The sequence below is a fragment of the Citrobacter sp. Cb004 genome, assembly GCF_030337065.1.
GTDB classification, from domain to species: domain Bacteria; phylum Pseudomonadota; class Gammaproteobacteria; order Enterobacterales; family Enterobacteriaceae; genus Citrobacter; species Citrobacter braakii.
This window is the reverse complement of record NZ_JAOWCH010000066.1, coordinates 16283-33181: the sequence shown is the minus strand read 5'-3', so window position 1 is coordinate 33181 and position 16899 is coordinate 16283. Positions and strand designations below refer to the sequence as shown.

The 16899-nt window shown below is 53.7% G+C and carries 17 protein-coding genes; 4 read left to right on the top strand and 13 right to left on the bottom strand.

The genetic code is table 11. From position 1 onward, the window contains the following. Positions 1–49: 49 nt before the first annotated feature. The 4 genes from nusB to nrdR all read right to left on the bottom strand — a co-directional run bounded on the left by nusB (position 50) and on the right by nrdR (position 2602). Complete coding sequence (gene nusB / locus OGV65_RS17425; protein ID WP_000801129.1) at positions 50–469, bottom strand: transcription antitermination factor NusB; 420 nt, start codon at positions 467–469, stop codon at positions 50–52. A gap of 19 nt (positions 470–488) precedes the next feature. Next, on the bottom strand, positions 489–959 hold the full coding sequence (gene ribH, locus OGV65_RS17420; protein WP_016152034.1) for a 6,7-dimethyl-8-ribityllumazine synthase: 471 nt from the start codon (positions 957–959) through the stop codon (positions 489–491). An 86-nt stretch (positions 960–1045) separates the two neighbouring features. Continuing rightward, positions 1046–2149 carry a bifunctional diaminohydroxyphosphoribosylaminopyrimidine deaminase/5-amino-6-(5-phosphoribosylamino)uracil reductase RibD gene (gene ribD / locus OGV65_RS17415; protein WP_047501929.1) on the bottom strand — a complete coding sequence of 368 codons (1104 nt, stop codon included), beginning with the start codon at positions 2147–2149 and terminating at the stop codon, positions 1046–1048. 3 nt (positions 2150–2152) lie between these two features. Beyond that, entirely contained in the window at positions 2153–2602 is a 450-nt protein-coding gene (nrdR, locus tag OGV65_RS17410; RefSeq protein ID WP_016152032.1) for a transcriptional regulator NrdR, read from the bottom strand. A gap of 153 nt (positions 2603–2755) precedes the next feature. Between nrdR and OGV65_RS17405 the strand changes: the two genes are divergently transcribed. Both OGV65_RS17405 and OGV65_RS17400 read left to right on the top strand, forming a co-directional pair. Then, positions 2756–3295, top strand: a complete 540-nt coding sequence (locus OGV65_RS17405; protein ID WP_286455279.1) for a SadB/YajI family lipoprotein — start codon at positions 2756–2758, stop codon at positions 3293–3295. Between the two features lie 298 nt (positions 3296–3593). Continuing rightward, entirely contained in the window at positions 3594–4457 is an 864-nt protein-coding gene (locus OGV65_RS17400; protein WP_003021561.1) for a nucleoside-specific channel-forming protein Tsx, read from the top strand. A 45-nt stretch (positions 4458–4502) separates the two neighbouring features. Here the strand turns inward: OGV65_RS17400 and OGV65_RS17395 are convergent, their stop codons facing one another. From OGV65_RS17395 to queA, 7 genes are all read right to left on the bottom strand, one after another. Beyond that, positions 4503–5195: a helix-turn-helix transcriptional regulator gene (locus OGV65_RS17395; RefSeq protein WP_200079430.1), complete on the bottom strand. Its 693-nt coding sequence runs from the start codon at positions 5193–5195 to the stop codon at positions 4503–4505. A 23-nt stretch (positions 5196–5218) separates the two neighbouring features. Next, positions 5219–5584: a VOC family protein gene (locus OGV65_RS17390; RefSeq protein WP_016152028.1), complete on the bottom strand. Its 366-nt coding sequence runs from the start codon at positions 5582–5584 to the stop codon at positions 5219–5221. Between the two features lie 169 nt (positions 5585–5753). Next, positions 5754–6725: a protein translocase subunit SecF gene (secF, locus tag OGV65_RS17385; protein WP_003021550.1), complete on the bottom strand. Its 972-nt coding sequence runs from the start codon at positions 6723–6725 to the stop codon at positions 5754–5756. 10 nt (positions 6726–6735) lie between these two features. After that, positions 6736–8583: a protein translocase subunit SecD gene (secD, locus tag OGV65_RS17380; protein WP_003021547.1), complete on the bottom strand. Its 1848-nt coding sequence runs from the start codon at positions 8581–8583 to the stop codon at positions 6736–6738. A gap of 27 nt (positions 8584–8610) precedes the next feature. Continuing rightward, on the bottom strand, positions 8611–8943 hold the full coding sequence (yajC, locus tag OGV65_RS17375) for a preprotein translocase subunit YajC (RefSeq protein ID WP_003021544.1): 333 nt from the start codon (positions 8941–8943) through the stop codon (positions 8611–8613). A gap of 22 nt (positions 8944–8965) precedes the next feature. Further along, entirely contained in the window at positions 8966–10093 is a 1128-nt protein-coding gene (tgt, locus tag OGV65_RS17370) for a tRNA guanosine(34) transglycosylase Tgt (RefSeq protein WP_003021535.1), read from the bottom strand. A gap of 55 nt (positions 10094–10148) precedes the next feature. Continuing rightward, complete coding sequence (queA, locus tag OGV65_RS17365; protein ID WP_003021529.1) at positions 10149–11219, bottom strand: tRNA preQ1(34) S-adenosylmethionine ribosyltransferase-isomerase QueA; 1071 nt, start codon at positions 11217–11219, stop codon at positions 10149–10151. A 217-nt stretch (positions 11220–11436) separates the two neighbouring features. On the opposite strand from queA, the gene acpH reads away from it, so the two are divergent. Continuing rightward, positions 11437–12018 (top strand): ACP phosphodiesterase, encoded by a 582-nt coding sequence (gene acpH / locus OGV65_RS17360; protein WP_016152027.1) that lies wholly within the window; start codon positions 11437–11439, stop codon positions 12016–12018. A gap of 168 nt (positions 12019–12186) precedes the next feature. After that, on the top strand, positions 12187–12789 hold the full coding sequence (locus tag OGV65_RS17355) for a peroxiredoxin (protein WP_003021524.1): 603 nt from the start codon (positions 12187–12189) through the stop codon (positions 12787–12789). A gap of 48 nt (positions 12790–12837) precedes the next feature. On the opposite strand, the gene OGV65_RS17350 is transcribed toward OGV65_RS17355, so the two are convergent. Beyond that, positions 12838–14232: a DUF3999 domain-containing protein gene (locus OGV65_RS17350; RefSeq protein ID WP_279265202.1), complete on the bottom strand. Its 1395-nt coding sequence runs from the start codon at positions 14230–14232 to the stop codon at positions 12838–12840. Then, positions 14229–16871, bottom strand: coding sequence for a DUF2339 domain-containing protein (locus OGV65_RS17345; RefSeq protein ID WP_286455278.1), 2643 nt, complete (start codon positions 16869–16871; stop codon positions 14229–14231). Before OGV65_RS17345 ends, OGV65_RS17350 begins: the two co-directional genes overlap by 4 nt. Positions 16872–16899: the final 28 nt, after the last annotated feature.

Below are 16899 nucleotides of genomic sequence, written 5' to 3'. Positions count from 1 at the left end.
AAAGCCGGGGGCAGCGGAAACAAGTTCCACCATCCAGCCGGCCTCGGGATTACTTTTTGTTGGGGCGAATCACAGGTGCTGCTTTATCCAGTACGCCGTTCACGAATTTATGGCTGTCTTCAGCGCCGAAGGTTTTCGCCAGTTCAATCGCTTCGTTGATGGCCACTTTGTACGGCACATCACTACGTTTAGACAGTTCAAACAGCGCAATACGCAGCACGGCTTTTTCTACCTGACCCAGCTCTTCCAACAAACGAGACAGATAAGGCTTCATTAATCCATCCAGGTACGCGCTGTTAGTCGCCACCCCGGACAGCAGTTCACGGAAATACAGAACGTCGACATCTTTTACGTCCTGTTCCGCCAGGAACTGGTATTCAACATCAGCGATGTCGTTCTGGGACAACTGCCAGGAGTAGAGCGCCTGGACGGCACACTCACGGGCGCGGCGACGAGCAGCAGGTTTCACGGATTTCCCCTTACAAAAATCAGGCCTTGATGGCTTTCAATACATTAATCATTTCAAGTGCAGTCAGTGCAGCTTCTGCGCCTTTGTTGCCGGCTTTAGTGCCAGCACGTTCGATGGCTTGTTCAATACTTTCGGTGGTCAGAACACCGAAGGCTACCGGAATGCCACTGTCCTGAGCGACATGCGCCAGGCCATTGCTTGCACCGCCAGCCACATATTCGAAGTGCGCGGTACCACCACGAATCACCGTACCTAACGCAATCACCGCGTCGTATTTACCGGATTTTGCAAGTACTGAGGCTGCCAGCGGCAGCTCATACGCGCCCGGAACCCAAACGACGGTAATGTTTTCATCTTTAACCTGACCAATACGTTTCAGGGCGTCGATCGCACCTTCCAGCAGGCTGTCATTGATAAAGTTGTTGAAACGCGCAATGGTGATGGCGACGCGAGCGTCCGGGGTAGCAACGTTAGCTTCAATAATGTTCATATTCTTCCTTCGGATTCACTAGACCCCGCAGGGGGGCGGATTTTATCATAATAATCTGTGCGCTGCTTCCCTTTCGAACCGGGAGATCATGCGCCCACTAAATGCAGGCAAAGGTCCGGACCTACATGGCGTATTTCGTTGAATTTGAAATGGGGGGCGTCAGCCAGTTTCTCAAGGCCTGGAAGCACACATAATCCTCGTGCATCGCTGCCTAACAGTTTAGGCGCAACATACACGATTAGCTCATCGACCAGACCGGCCTGTAATAACGCGCCCGCAAGCGTTGGACCAGCTTCAACCCAAATGCTGTTAATTTGCTGCTTGCCCAGTTGCATCATCAGCACCACCAGATCCAGATGTCCGTTATGTTCCGGCACCTTCAGACTGCGCACCGTCTCCGGCCAACTACGAGGATCATCTTTTGTCCGGGCAATCCAGGTTTCTCCAGGCTGTTGCACAATACGGTGTTCCGGCGTGACCTGATTCTGGCTATCAACAACAATGCGGATAGGCTGGCGCAGATTTTCCTGCGGGTAACTCGCCTGGGTTGACTCCCCAAGTTCCGACCAACGCACGGTAAGCTGAGGGTCGTCAGCCAACACCGTAGCGCTGCTGGTTAAGATGGCATGGCTTTGCGCCCGTAATCGTTGCACATCGCGACGCGCCTGTGGCGAGGTTATCCACTGGCTTTCACCACTGGCCATCGCCGTACGCCCATCAAGCGACGCACCAAGTTTAAGCTGCACGTAGGGGAATCCCGTACGCATACGCTTGAGAAAGCCTTTATTAAGCTGCTCAACCTCGCTCATCATCAGCCCGTGACTGACGTCAATGCCCGCCTGCTGCAAACGGTAGAGACCACGACCTGCTACCTGCGGATTGGGATCCTGCATCGCTGCAACCACACGTGACACGCCTGCGGCAATCAGCGCATCGCAGCACGGGGGGGTACGACCATGATGGCTGCAGGGTTCAAGCGTTACATAGGCAGTCGCCCCTCGCGCTTTTTCTCCAGCCATGCGCAGAGCGTGGACTTCGGCATGCGGTTCGCCCGCGCGGTGATGATACCCTTCACCGACGATCTCCCCATCTTTGACAATCACGCAGCCCACGTTGGGATTGGGGTGAGTGGTAAAACGTCCGCGCGCAGCAAGCTTCAGCGCGCGCGCCATGTACAATTCATCCTGCATGGCTTAGTCCTGTAGGCGAGCAATCTCTTCGCCAAATTCTTTGATATCTTCGAAACTCCGGTAAACCGAGGCAAAGCGGATGTAGGCGACTTTATCGAGTTTTTTCAACTGCTCCATCACCAGGTTGCCGATCATCTTGCTCGGCACCTCACGCTCGCCAGTCGCACGCAGTTGTGATTTGATATGGTTCAACGCCATTTCGACGTCATCTGAGCTGACCGGACGTTTCTCAAGCGCTCTGAGCATGCCGCTGCGCAGCTTATCTTCATTAAAGGGTTCACGCACATCGTTGCTTTTCACAACGCGCGGCATGACAAGCTCAGCCACTTCAAAAGTGGTGAAACGTTCGTTACAGACCAGACACTGCCGACGGCGGCGTACTGAGGAGCCCTCGCCTACAAGACGAGAGTCAATTACCTTAGTGTCTACGGCGAAACAGAATGGGCAATGCATACGGCGTCCTGTCCTCAGTGGTTAACAGAAATCTATTTTACCCTGAACTGGCGTGACAACAAAGGCGCAGCGCTTTTGAGACAAAGGATCGATGCCTTCGTGCTCGGTGCGCACTACCATTATGCTATCGCGACAATGAAGGAAGTAATCACAATGACAAGACGTTACCTAAGAATTCTCCTGGTGGGAAGTCTCTTTAGTCTTAGCGCATGCGCACAGCAAAGCGAAGTACGCCCGATGCATCAAAGCGTTAGCACGTTGAATAAAGAGATGACACAGCTAAATCAGGAAACGGTAAAAATTACACAACAAAATATGTTGAATGCCAAATCAACCAGCGGAGCCTATCTGCTGCCGGGTTCCAATACACCAGCCCGACTGGACAGCCAGATTGGCATGTTACGGATGTCACTTGTCAATATTGCGCCGAACGCCGACGGCACGCGGCTCACATTACGTATTCAGGGTGAATCCACTACGCCTTTACCCGCCTTTAGCGCCACCGTCGAGTATGGACAAATTCAGGGCACCACGGATAACTATCAGGAAGCGAACGTTCAGAACCAATTGGTAACGGCCCCGGCAAGTATCCTTGCTCCCAGCGACGTAGACATTCCGTTGCAAATAAATGGCCTCTCTCCGGACCAGTTAGGATTTGTTCGTATCCACGACATCCAGCCTGTTAATCAATAAACTTTTTTGCGGGACGTTTTGTGCGTTCCGCAACATCACTCCGGCCCGTTTTGTTACTCACCTGACATAACCGATATTTCTGGTAAAACTTGGCAACATTCATGGGAGCCAGTACAATTCGCCGCCTAAAGTGAGCAAACGTGAACGCAATCGATTACGTAAATGATAGAACTGTGAAACAACACATATTTTTGTGAACAATGATTTTTATAATAGGCTCCGAAGAAACACGAAATATTTAGAAACGCAATTTGCGCCTTTTTCACTCCCGAAAGGGATTTCAAACAGTGGCATACATATGAAAAAAACATTACTTGCAGCCGGTGCAGTGCTGGCGCTCTCCTCGTCTTTTACTGCCAACGCTGCAGAAAATGACAAACCGCAATATCTGTCCGACTGGTGGCACCAGAGCGTCAACGTGGTGGGTAGCTACCACACCCGTTTCTCCCCGAAACTGAACAATGACGTGTATCTGGAATACGAAGCGTTTGCCAAAAAAGACTGGTTTGACTTCTATGGCTACATCGATATTCCGAAAACCTTCGACTGGGGTAACGGCAACGATAAAGGCATCTGGTCTGACGGTTCCCCGCTGTTTATGGAAATCGAACCGCGTTTCTCCATCGATAAACTGACCGGTGCTGACCTGAGCTTTGGTCCGTTCAAAGAGTGGTATTTCGCCAACAACTACATCTACGATATGGGTGATAACAAAGCCAGCCGCCAGAGCACCTGGTATATGGGTCTGGGTACCGATATCGATACCGGTCTGCCGATGGGTCTGTCCCTGAACGTGTATGCTAAATACCAGTGGCAGAACTATGGCGCATCCAACGAAAACGAGTGGGATGGCTACCGTTTCAAAGTTAAATACTTTGTGCCGATCACCCAGGTTTGGGGCGGCCAACTGACCTACATCGGCTTCACCAACTTCGACTGGGGCTCAGATTTGGGTGATGATCCGAACCGCACCAGCAACTCTATCGCTTCCAGCCACGTCCTGGCGCTGAACTACGATCACTGGCACTACTCCGTAGTAGCGCGTTATTTCCATAACGGCGGCCAGTGGAAAGGTGGAGATACTCTGAACTGGGGCGAAGGCGACTTCAGCGCGAAATCTACCGGTTGGGGTGGTTACCTGGTCGTAGGTTACAACTTCTAATCCTGCCAATTGATCGCAGACAAGCCAGCTTAACCGCTGGCTTTCTTATGGCTGGTCTTCACAGCGTACTTTACGTAAAAAATCACTTAGCGAGCGGTCTGCAGATTCACGAAAATGCCTGTCGAGCGGCGTGATCTTTAGACACCGATCAACGCGAAAGCAGCGATAATCGTCACGTTTCTCGCACCAGGCAACCAGCAACCAGTGCTCACCCCAGAAAAATAGCCCCAGCGGCTGAACGTCGCGCCAGGAGAGATTCCCGCACTCGTCGCGATAATGCAGCGCCAGCACCTGCTGCACCGAAACCGCGCGATGTATGAGATCAAAAGCACTGCGTGAATGCGGCTGATTGCCAAAATCTGGCGCGAAAACCCGCGTTTGCTCGGCTCTGCGCCGACACTCTGGCGGCAATATCGCCAGCACTTTTTCCTGCGCGGATTCCAGCGCCTGTGAGAGTGAATCCCCGCCCCATGTTTTCAGCAACCGAATCGCTACCATTAACGCTTCTGATTCGCGATGCGTTAACATCAACGGCGGCAGATCAAACCCCGCCATTAAGCGGTATCCACTGCCCACTTCTCCTTCTATGGGCACGCCGGATAAAGAGAGATCGCGGATATCGCGATAAATCGTCCGTTCAGAAACCTCAAGACGTTCTGCCAGCAGCGCCGCCGTTGTCACTCGCCTGCCACGCAGGATTTGTACAATCTGAAACAAGCGGTCGGCGCGTCTGGTCATTTTAATCCTCAGTCCTGAAAATATTACGCGGGTTGATGTAAACCAACGCGATTGCCTTCGCTGTCAGTAAACAGCGCAATAGTGCCAATATCCTGCCCCAGTTCGAGCGGACCAAACACGCACTGGCCGCCAGCGGTGGCGACGCGTTTAAGCGTTGCAGCCAAATCGTCCGTATGCAGATAAATAATAGCGCCCTGCGCTGAAGGCGTAATACCGTCAAATTTAGCCAGCGCCCCGCCGGGAGCGGGATCCTGATGTGGAAATACGGCCAGCTCCGCGCTGTCCATATTCTCACGACGCAAAGAAACCTGCATCACTGGCTCATAAAAAGCAATGGCGCGCTCCATTTGTGCCACGGGGATTTCAAACCAGCTAATTACGTTATTCATACTTCCTCCTGCCTGTGTGGGTAATCTCAGAAGGACTATACGACAGGGCTACTGACAGCATACTGTCAGTAGTATGGCGACCGGAAAAGATAATGGACTGCTACCAAATCACAGGCAAAAAAAATCCCGACCTTGCGATCGGGATTCCAGTATCTTCACTTTTAATAGTTTAAGGCAGAATTGACGGTTGATCCGCCCCTTCTTTCTCAACCTTCTGCTGCAGCATGTGCTCACGCTTCATACCCAGCTTCAGCGCCAGCGCCGATGCTACGTAGATAGAAGATGCAGTACCGATGGAAACACCGATCAGCATCGTCAGCGAGAAGCCTTCCAGTACCGGACCACCGAACAGGAACAGCATCAGAATAACCATCAACGTCGTACCGGACGTAATCAACGTACGGTGCAGCGTCTGAGTCAATGACACGTTAAAGATTTCGTAAGGCGTACCGCGACGAATTTTGCGGAAGTTTTCACGAATACGGTCAGATACGACGATACTGTCGTTCAGCGAGTAACCGATTACCGACATCAACGATGCGACGATAGTCAGATCAATCTCGATATGGAACAACGACAGGATCCCAAGTGTGATAATCACGTCATGCGCCAGAGCGATAACTACCCCTGCCGCCAGTCGCCACTCAAAGCGGAAACCGACGTACACCAGGATGGATATTAACGCCGCCATCAGCGCCATTGCACCGGTTTGCGCCAGGTCTGCACCCACGCTCGGACCCACGAATTCAATTCGTTTCACCGCGGCGTTTTGGTTGGTGGATTCGTTAATCACACTCAACACTTTGCTGCCCAGCACCTGACCGCCGTCTGCGCCTTCAGTTGGCGGCATACGCACCATAATGTCGTGGCTGCTGCCGAAGTTCTGCAGAAGCGGATCAACAAAGCCCGCTTTCTCCAGCGCATCGCGCATCACGTCCATATCGGCCGGTTTTTCCAGCGTGATTTCAATTACCGTACCACCGGTGAAATCGAGACCCCAGTTAAACCCGCGTACGCCCATCACCACGATGGCCGCAATCAGCAGGAAACCTGAAATGCCGAAAGCCCAGTAGTCCCAGCGCATAAAGTCCCAGACTTTACGGCCGTGGTTCAATTGTTCAACAGTATATTCCTGTGCCACTTCGCACTCCTCAGATTGACAGCTTTTTGACGCGCTTGCCGCCATACAACAGGTTTACGATGGCACGTGTACCGACAATCGCGGTAAACATCGACGTCGCCACACCAATACCGGTAGTAATCGCGAACCCTTTAATTGCCCCGGTGCCAACTGCGTACAGGATAATGACCTTAATCAGCGTCGTAATGTTCGCATCAAAGATGGAGCTGAATGCACCCGCATAACCTTCATTGATGGCCTGCTGCACCGAACGCCCGTTACTCAACTCTTCTTTGATACGTTCGTTAATCAGTACGTTCGCATCGACCGCGACGGCAAGGGTTAAGACGATCCCCGCAATCCCCGGCATACTCAGCGTAGCGCCCGGCAGCAGCGACATAATACCGACAATCAGTACCAGGTTAGCAATCAGCGCACTGGTCGCGATCAGACCGAACTTCTTATAGAAGAAGATCATGAACAGGATAGACACCACCAGACCGGCCAGACACGCTTCCAGACCCTGTTTAATGTTCTGCATACCCAGGGTAGGACCGATGGTACGTTCTTCAACAATCTGAATCGGCGCAATCAACGCACCGGCACGTAACAGCAGAGAAAGCTGACGAGCTTCGTTCGGGTTGTTAATACCGGTGATACGGAAGCTGTTGCCCAGGCGAGACTGGATGTTGGCGATGTTAATCACCTCTTCCTGTTTCACCAGCACTGCGCGACCATTGGCATCTTTTTTACCGCTGTCTTTGTACTCCACGAACAGGGTCGCCATCGGCTTACCGATGTTGTCCTTGGTGAAGTTGGACATGATGTTACCACCCGCGCTATCCAGCGAGATGTTAACCTGCGGCTGATTGTATTCGTCCTGGCTGGAAGTGGAGTCGGTGATATGATCACCGGTCAGGATCACGCGTTTGTACAGCACAACCGGCTGACCTTCACGAGACTGTTTCACTTCCGAATCACCCGGTACACGCCCGGATGCCGCAGCAGACTGGTCAACGTTGGTGTTCACCAGACGGAATTCCAGCGTCGCGGTAGCGCCCAGAATTTCTTTCGCACGCGCGGTATCCTGAATGCCTGGCAGTTCGACCACAATGCGGTCAGCACCCTGACGTTGGACCACCGGCTCAGCAACACCCAGTTGGTTAACACGATTACGCAGAATGTTGATGTTCTGCTGTACCGCGTATTCACGGGCTTCGCTCAGGCGCGCATCGGTCATCACCGCACGCAGAGCATTGCTGCCCTGGCTGGAAATAACCAGATCCTGGTGACGCTTGCTCAGGTAAGAGATAGCTTCATCACGGGCGCTGCTATCACGGAAGGTGATGCTCAGACCGTAGTTATCTTCTTTGCGAACGGTAGTATAAGGAATGCCTTTTTCACGCAGATCGCTGCGCAGGCTATCGATATTTTGTTCCTGCAACTTACTCAGCGCGGTGTCCATATCCACTTCCATCAGGAAGTGAACGCCGCCACGCAGGTCAAGACCGAGTTTCATCGGTTCTGCGTGAATGGCTGCCAGCCAGCGTGGAGTTGCCGGTGCAAGGTTAAGCGCCACGACGTATTGATCGCCCAATACGCCCATTAACACTTCACGTGCGCGCAGTTGGGTATCAGTGGAGTCGAAGCGCGCAAGAATAGCACCCTCTTCCAGAGCCACAGACTTAGGTGTGATTTTATCTTCTTGTAACGTTTTCTGGACCTGGATCAGCGTTTGCTCACTGGCGGCGGCACCGCGCACGCCAGTGATTTGAACAGCCGGATCCTCACCATACAGGTTGGGAAGCGCATAGAGCAGACCGACGACAATAACGACGATCAGCATGACATACTTCCACAAAGGATAACGGTTTAACACGGCAGTTCCCTTTGGGAAAACAATAAATTACAGCGCCTTCATGGTGCCTTTCGGCAGAACGGCAGCTACGAAATCACGTTTAATAACCACTTCAGTGGTGTCGTTCAGCGCGATAGCGATGTAGCCAGATTCTGCTACTTTGGTCACGCGACCCACCAGACCACCGTTAGTCAGCACTTCATCGCCTTTCGCAATGGAGTTCATCAGATTTTTGTGTTCTTTGGTGCGCTTTTGCTGCGGGCGCAGGATCATGAAGTAGAAAATCAGACCAAACACCACCAGCATCAGAATCAGAGACATCGGGCTGCCCTGCGCCGGAGCACCTGTTGCCGCTACCGCATCAGAAATAAAAAAGCTCATTCAAATTCCCTCATTATTAAAATTAATCAACGTTCACAGGTGGAACTGGTCTACCCTGACGTTGGTAAAAATCGGTCACGAAGCTCTCTAATTTACCCTCTTCAATAGCCTTGCGTAAACCCGCCATCAAACGCTGGTAGTAGCGAAGGTTATGAATCGTGTTGAGTCGCGCGCCCAATATTTCGTTGCAACGGTCGAGATGATGCAAGTAAGCGCGCGAATAATTGCGACAGGTGTAGCAATCACACTCAGCATCGAGCGGACTGGTGTCGCTTTTATGTTTCGCGTTACGAATTTTTACCACGCCGTCAGTCACAAACAAATGACCATTACGGGCATTTCGCGTTGGCATCACGCAGTCAAACATATCGATACCGCGACGTACGCCTTCAACCAGATCTTCTGGTTTGCCGACGCCCATCAGGTAACGAGGTTTATCTGCCGGAATCTGTGGGCATACATGCTCCAGGATGCGGTGCATATCTTCCTTCGGCTCACCGACAGCCAAACCGCCGACAGCGTAGCCATCAAAACCGATGTCTACCAGACCTTTAACGGAGATATCACGTAAATCTTCGTAAACACTGCCCTGAATGATGCCAAAAAGCGCATTTTTGTTGCCGAGGCTATCAAAACGATCCCGACTGCGCTTCGCCCAACGCAGAGACATCTCCATCGAGCGTTTAGCATAGTCCCAGTCGGCCGGATACGGTGTACATTCGTCGAAGATCATGACGATATCGGAACCGAGATCGTATTGAATCTCCATTGATTTCTCGGGATCGAGGAAAATCGGATCGCCGTTGATCGGGTTACGGAAATGCACGCCCTGCTCGGTAATCTTACGGATATCACCCAGGCTGAAAACCTGGAAGCCGCCGGAATCGGTGAGGATTGGCCCTTTCCACTGCATAAAATCGTGCAGATCGCCATGCAGTTTCATGATTTCCTGTCCCGGGCGCAGCCACAGGTGGAAGGTGTTACCGAGGATAATCTGCGCGCCAGTTGCTTCAACTTCTTCCGGCGTCATGCCTTTCACAGTACCGTAAGTACCGACCGGCATAAAAGCAGGTGTTTCTACTACGCCACGATCAAAAACCAGGCGGCCGCGGCGAGCGCGACCGTCTGTGGTATCCAGTTCAAATTTCATCTTAACTCCTGCGTCAGAAAAACAGTCCGACGTTTTAAATACTCATATCGCGGATTTATTCCCCGACACGCTCAGAAATAGCCTGCGGATTGTACGTGATAAACATCGCATCACCGTAACTAAAAAAGCGATATTCCGCTTTTACCGCTTCATGATAGGCGTGCATGGTGTTTTTATAACCAGCAAACGCGGAAACCAGCATGATCAGCGTTGATTCCGGCAGGTGGAAGTTGGTTACCAGGGCATCAATCACCTGATATTTATAGCCAGGATAAATGAATATTTGCGTATCGCCGAAAAACGGCTCGATAAGGTCGTTTTTGGCCGCCTGTGCCGCGCTTTCCAGTGAACGTACGGAGGTGGTGCCCACCGCAATCACGCGGTTGCCGCGCGCTTTCGCCGCCAGCACAGCATCAACGACATCCTGCGGCACTTCCGCATATTCGGAGTGCATGATGTGATCTTCGATGGTGTCTACGCGCACCGGCTGGAAAGTCCCCGCGCCCACGTGCAGCGTGACGAACGCCATTTCAATGCCTTTATCGCGCAGCTTAGCCAGCAGCGGATCGTCAAAGTGCAGACCCGCTGTCGGCGCGGCGACCGCACCCGGTTTTTCGCTATACACGGTCTGATACAGCTCGCGGTCGGCGTCTTCATCCGGACGGTCAATATACGGTGGCAGCGGCATATGGCCGATGGCGTTAAGGATATCCAGCACGCTGCGCTCGTCGTTAAACTCGACTTCAAACAGCGCGTCATGGCGTGCCACCATCGTTGCTTTAATACTTTCGTCGTCGCCCAGCAGCAGCTCGGCCCCCGGCTTTGGCGCTTTCGAGGCGCGAATATGCGCCAGAATACGTTTGTCATCCAACATACGCTCGACCAGCACTTCGATCTTGCCGCCGCTGGCTTTACGGCCAAACAGACGCGCCGGAATAACGCGGGTGTTGTTAAAGACCAGCAAATCGCCAGGGTTGAGCTTATCGAGCAAATCGGTGAAAGTACCGTGCGTCAGCGCGCCCGTCGGCCCGTCCAAAGACAGCAAGCGGCAGCTACTGCGCTCAGCTTGCGGATAGTGGGCAATCAGGGATTCGGGTAGTTCAAAGGTGAAATCGGTAACGCGCATGACACTGACTCAGACTAAAATAAGAGGCGGGTAGTCTAGTGCCGGGGCGTCCTCCCTGCAACCTTTACCCCTCAAGTTAAAAGACATAATCTATACACAAAATCATTCAAGATGCATCGAGGCGGCAACTGAATGAGTCCCCGGGAGCTTACTCAAGTAAGTGACTGGGGTGAGTGAAGGCAGCCAACAAAGAGGCAGTTTGAAGGATGAAGTGGATATGAATTTTCTTGCACATTTGCATCTGGCTCACCTTGCCGACAGCTCGCTTTCCGGCAATTTGCTGGCCGACTTTGTCCGGGGCAATCCGGAAACGCACTATTCGCCTGACGTGGTAGAAGGCATCTTCATGCACCGTCGTATCGACGTGATGACCGATAACCTGCCGCAGGTGCGTGAAGCCAAAGAGTGGTTTCGCAGCGAAACGCGCCGTGTCGCGCCGATTACGCTGGACGTAATGTGGGATCATTTTCTGTCGCGCCACTGGTCGGAAATATCCCCCGACTTCCCGCTGGCGGACTTTGTGCGCTATGCTCGCACCCAGGTGACCACTATTTTGCCTGAATCGCCACCGCGCTTTATCAATTTAAACAACTATATATGGTCAGAGAAATGGCTTGAGCGCTATCGGGACATGGATTTTATCCAGAACGTCCTGAATGGCATGGCCAGCCGCCGCCCACGACTCGATGCCTTGCGTGACTCATGGTATGACCTGGATACGCATTACGATGCGTTAGAGGAACGGTTCTGGCAGTTTTATCCGCAAATGATGGAACAGGCGCAGCGTAAAACCCTTTGACTACAGCCCGTATTAGCCGCCGGATAAGCAGTAGCCGCCATCCGGTAAAAGATTGATAGACAAAACCTGTCTCATTGATTGCCAGCGCCTCTTTGTCTTATTCCCGAACACTCTCTATACTGGCCCGCGTTGCGTTCCAAAAACCCCTTAACATTGCAGGAGAATTATATGGTACTGGTAACTCGTCAGGCTCCGGATTTCACAGCAGCTGCGGTACTGGGTAGCGGTGAGATCGTTGAAAACTTCAACTTCAAACAGCATACCAACGGTAAAACTACCGTTCTGTTCTTCTGGCCGATGGACTTCACCTTCGTTTGCCCGTCTGAACTGATCGCTTTCGACAAACGTTACGAAGAATTCCAGAAGCGCGGCGTGGAAGTTGTTGGCGTTTCCTTCGACTCTGAATTTGTCCACAACGCATGGCGTAACACCCCTGTCGACAAAGGCGGCATCGGTGCAGTGAAATACGCAATGGTTGCTGACATCAAACGCGAAATCCAGAAAGCCTACGGCATCGAGCACCCGGAAGCGGGCGTTGCTCTGCGCGGTTCTTTCCTGATCGACGCTAACGGCGTTGTTCGCCACCAGGTGGTTAACGATCTGCCGCTGGGTCGTAACATCGACGAAATGCTGCGCATGGTTGACGCGCTGCAGTTCCACGAAGAGCACGGCGACGTTTGCCCGGCACAGTGGGAAAAAGGTAAAGAAGGTATGAACGCGTCTCCGGACGGCGTAGCAAAATACCTGACCGAGAACGTTTCCAGCCTGTAATTGGCATGAATCGTAAGAGGCCCGCAAATGCGGGCCTCTTTTATTGGTTTATGTCGGATTACCCTTTTTCACTTCACGCCAGATTCGCCACGCCATAAGCGCCAGTACGGCGACCCCAAGAATTAACGCCCCCCACACCAACAGCGTTTTCCACTGGCTTTGTTGCTCAGCTACTGACGTTGCCGTCAATCGCGCTTCACCACCAAGCGCCACGCTCTCCTGAAGAGTCGCCCACGGTAGATAATCCATCTCCTGCGATTTACGCAGCGACGCCGGGATCAGCATATCGAGACCAACATCAGCCTTTTTCGCCGCCCGGTTTCCCCACGCCAGCATATAAGGCCCTTTGCCCTGCGTATTAAACACCAGTTGATAACTGTCGCGCATGCCGCTCAACTCAGGCAGCCTCTCTGGCAACCGGGCGTTAATGGTCGTCATCCGGATGGCCTCAACCAACTGACCGGAAAGACGAATATCTTCCGAACTCCTCCAGTCCAGATTGTAAAGCATGGTTTTTGTCAGCGGCTGCCAGGGCTCTTTTTCAGCGCTGCGCCAGGCCAGTTCCACCGGTAAAACACCTTCACTTTCCAGATCGATGCGAAGCGAGGTCAGCGGCTGGGGCTGCGCCCATCGCCAGACGGCTTCGTCATCCGAAACCTTATTCCCCTGGGCTTCAATCACGATACGCTCGGATTCCGGCTCGCTGCTGGCCGCTATCGCGCTCACGCTGTTTAACGTCAGCGCCGGACTTTGCGAGTCGAGGATCACCAGCAGGTAGCGAGTCGCCTCCACAGAGAGCGTGAGGCTGGCGCTGATGGTGTCCATTTTCAGGCGATCGTTATCACGCGTCAGATCCATTAACGGCGCATCTTCCTGCACGGGTCGCCAGTAGCGCAAATCACTGCTTGCATAAACCGAGGCTTTCCCTTGCCAGTTGCCCGCCTGCGAGTCCCAGTTCAGGCGTAACTGCGCCAGTGAAAAGGCATCTTTCGTCTCTTCCGGGAGCGTCAGTAAATAGCTCTGGCCGAGCGCTTTGACATCATCACTTTGCAAATGAATTTCAATGCCGCTCTTCGAGCGTAAAACAATAGCGTCTCCGCCTCGTTGCCCCTCCTCACGCGACGCAACCGGTGACATATCAAGCGGGAAAAAACGCAGCGCCACTGCCTCTGGCGTAACGGGCTGGGTTTTCTGCGCCACCAGAGTAAACGGCACCGTCTCCCCCAGATGGTTAAAGACCCGGACATCGCGCAAATCCGCCCAGGCGGTACCCGGATACACCGCCGGAGGTAGCGAAACACGATACCACGGTGATGTGCCCGTAGTTTCCAGCGTCACCCCCGTTACGTAGTCCGCCGGAGACTCTTTCACTTCATCGCTGCTTACCGCCGCGCCTGTCGCGCCCAGCAGTACGCTGCATAACACCGCTTTCATCCATTTCATTTTTCTTCTCCTGCTTTGGGCGGTAATGGTGAAAAATACCCGATAATCAACACCAGAATGGCCACGCCGATAAACGCAACCGCGCGCGCCAGACCGCCGCCTCCTGCGCTGTCCACCAGCATCAGTTTCACAATGACTATCCCCAGCAATACCGCGCCACACAGCCATTCCCGACGCGAGCGGCGCCGGGTCGCCCGCAGCATCACCACCAATGCCGCCAGCATCCAGAACAGAGCAAAACAGGTTTGAATCAGCCGTGAATCCCATAGTGCGTCTACACGCCACGCAACCTCGCCATACCAGGACAATGCGCGCAGCAGCACACCATTGAGCCACCAAAAGCTGAGCGCCATCAGCGCCACAACCGGCCATGGGCGACATACCGAAAGCTGCACCGGGAAATAGCGTTCAGACACGCGATAAAACACCACCAGGCCCAGTAGGGCAAAAGCTGCGCCCTCTTCCAGCGGGTTGAGCAACGGCAGATAAGTCTGACGATAAACTACGCCATCTTGTAAATTGGTCAGCACGAGCAGACCGACCAGCACCAGCACAACGGGAACCATCGCCTGAACAGAATAGAGGGCCGGCCAGATGCGAAACGGCCAGATTTGTCGATGAACAGACTGATAAATCAGGAAAATAAGCAGCCCGCCAGCCGCCATCATCAGGCCGCTACCCCACGCTGCCCTTCCCCACGGCAGCTCCTGCGCGAACCAGAACAGCTCAACCGCGAGCGCCAGTAAAATCATCCAGAAGAACGATAAATGCGCCAGTCTGGAAAGCATTGGCGGTAATATTTGTGCGTCACGCCAGAGCAGCGCTACCGCAACAATTAGCGCCGCGCACCAGGCCAGATTCGGCCAGCCCGCCGCAAAAATCTGCTGTACAGCGATCTGATACATCAGCATCACCAGCATCATCGGCCACAGCAGCCATTTACTGGCATCCAGCTCCCGCCACGCCAGGCGACCCGCGATACTTCGCCAGCCCCAGCTCGATACCGCCATTAATGCCAGCACGCCAGACAGTACCCACCGCTCCTGTTTCAGAACGAGTTGCGATGCCGCAACGAGCGCAATGATCCAGAAAACCAAACCACCAGCGAGTAGCGCCCAACTGCCCTGCATCCAAATGTTGCGCCATAGCCATGCAGCAACCAGCCAACTGAGGCTGAGCACGGCAAAAATCAGCATGACTGAGAGCGCGGTTGTTCCGTTCGCCAGCGCCCATAGCGCGCTGCCCACGGCCAGCACGAGCAGCGCCGTACCGCTATAACTCATGCGTCGTTGCTGTTGTTGCACGCCCAGCCAGAGGATCCCAAGCCCCTCCAGCGACCAGGCCATCGCCGTCCAACGGGCTGAAAGCGCCAACGGGATAGCAAGAGTGGTAAACGCACCACCGAGCGCCAGGGCGGACAATACCAGAGGTCTCCCCAGAGAAGAGGAACGGCGCAACGCAAACTTTGCTAACACCAGATAGAAACCACCGTAACCCAGCGCACTAAGCGCCGGACCATAAGCCATATGCCGGGTAATGGCATACTGCATTCCAAAACCGATCAGCGGTGGGGCAAACAGCAGTACGCCGTCAATAATCTGTTTGCCTTTTTCCTGCGCCCGGAGCGACAACGCCACGCTCAGCACGCCAAAAATAATCGTGTTGGCGATCAGGAACAGTTGGCAACTCAGGTAATACTCTGGTCGATAGCCCTCCAGGCCCCACACCCCGCCAACGCCGAAGGTGAACAGCAGGCCAAGCAGATTAAGCTCCCGCCAGTGCTGCCAGATGCTGATGGCGAGAATGCCGACCGAGAGCAGAAGATAGAATGAGAAGAGCGCGACATGACTGCCACCGCCGGTGGAAAGCAGCAGCGGCGCGAGATAACCGCCAAGACTTGCCAGCATCGCCAGACTGAGCGCCCTTTGCAGAATAGCCAGCCCCACACTCGCCGCACAAATCACCACCAGCAGCGCAAATGCCAGCGTCATTGGCAGCATTTGCCACAGCCGGAACGCGCCAAAGACGGTGAGATAGAGTGCTCCGGTAGCTCCCCCCTGTAATATCAGCGCATAGATCGGTTGCTTATGCCGCAACCGCCAGCCCAATGCCAACAGCACAATAGAGAACAGCGCGGCCGCCACCAGACGCAGCTCCAGCGGAAACAGAGAATGTTCGACCGTATAACGCAGCAGGAAAGAAAGCCCCAAAAACAGGAGCAAAATACCGAGCTTTGCCAACGGGTTACCCTGCATAAACCAGCGCACCAGCGATGACATTACCCCGCCAAAAGCAGAAGGCCGCTCGACGTCGGGCGTAGATACCGCCGCATTATCCGGCTTCGGCTGTGAAGCCCACGGGTTAACGGGCTCAGGCGGCGGCTCAGTTACTGGCTCCGGCGATACGCTGCTCATCGCAGCCGTTGGCGCATCGGCAGGAACAATATCTTTTGCTGCCATTGGCTCAACGGCGCTGGTCTGCGCCACACCGCGCAGCTCCAGCTCCTCTACCCGACGGCGCAAGACCACCAGCTCAGAACTTACAGCCGCACTGCGTCTGAATGCCACGATCGCGAGGCCAGGAACCACTACCAGCGCGAAGAATAATACAATGCAGCCAAGGGTTAGCAGCTCATCCATGTTTCCACCTTCACTGTATAAAGACAGA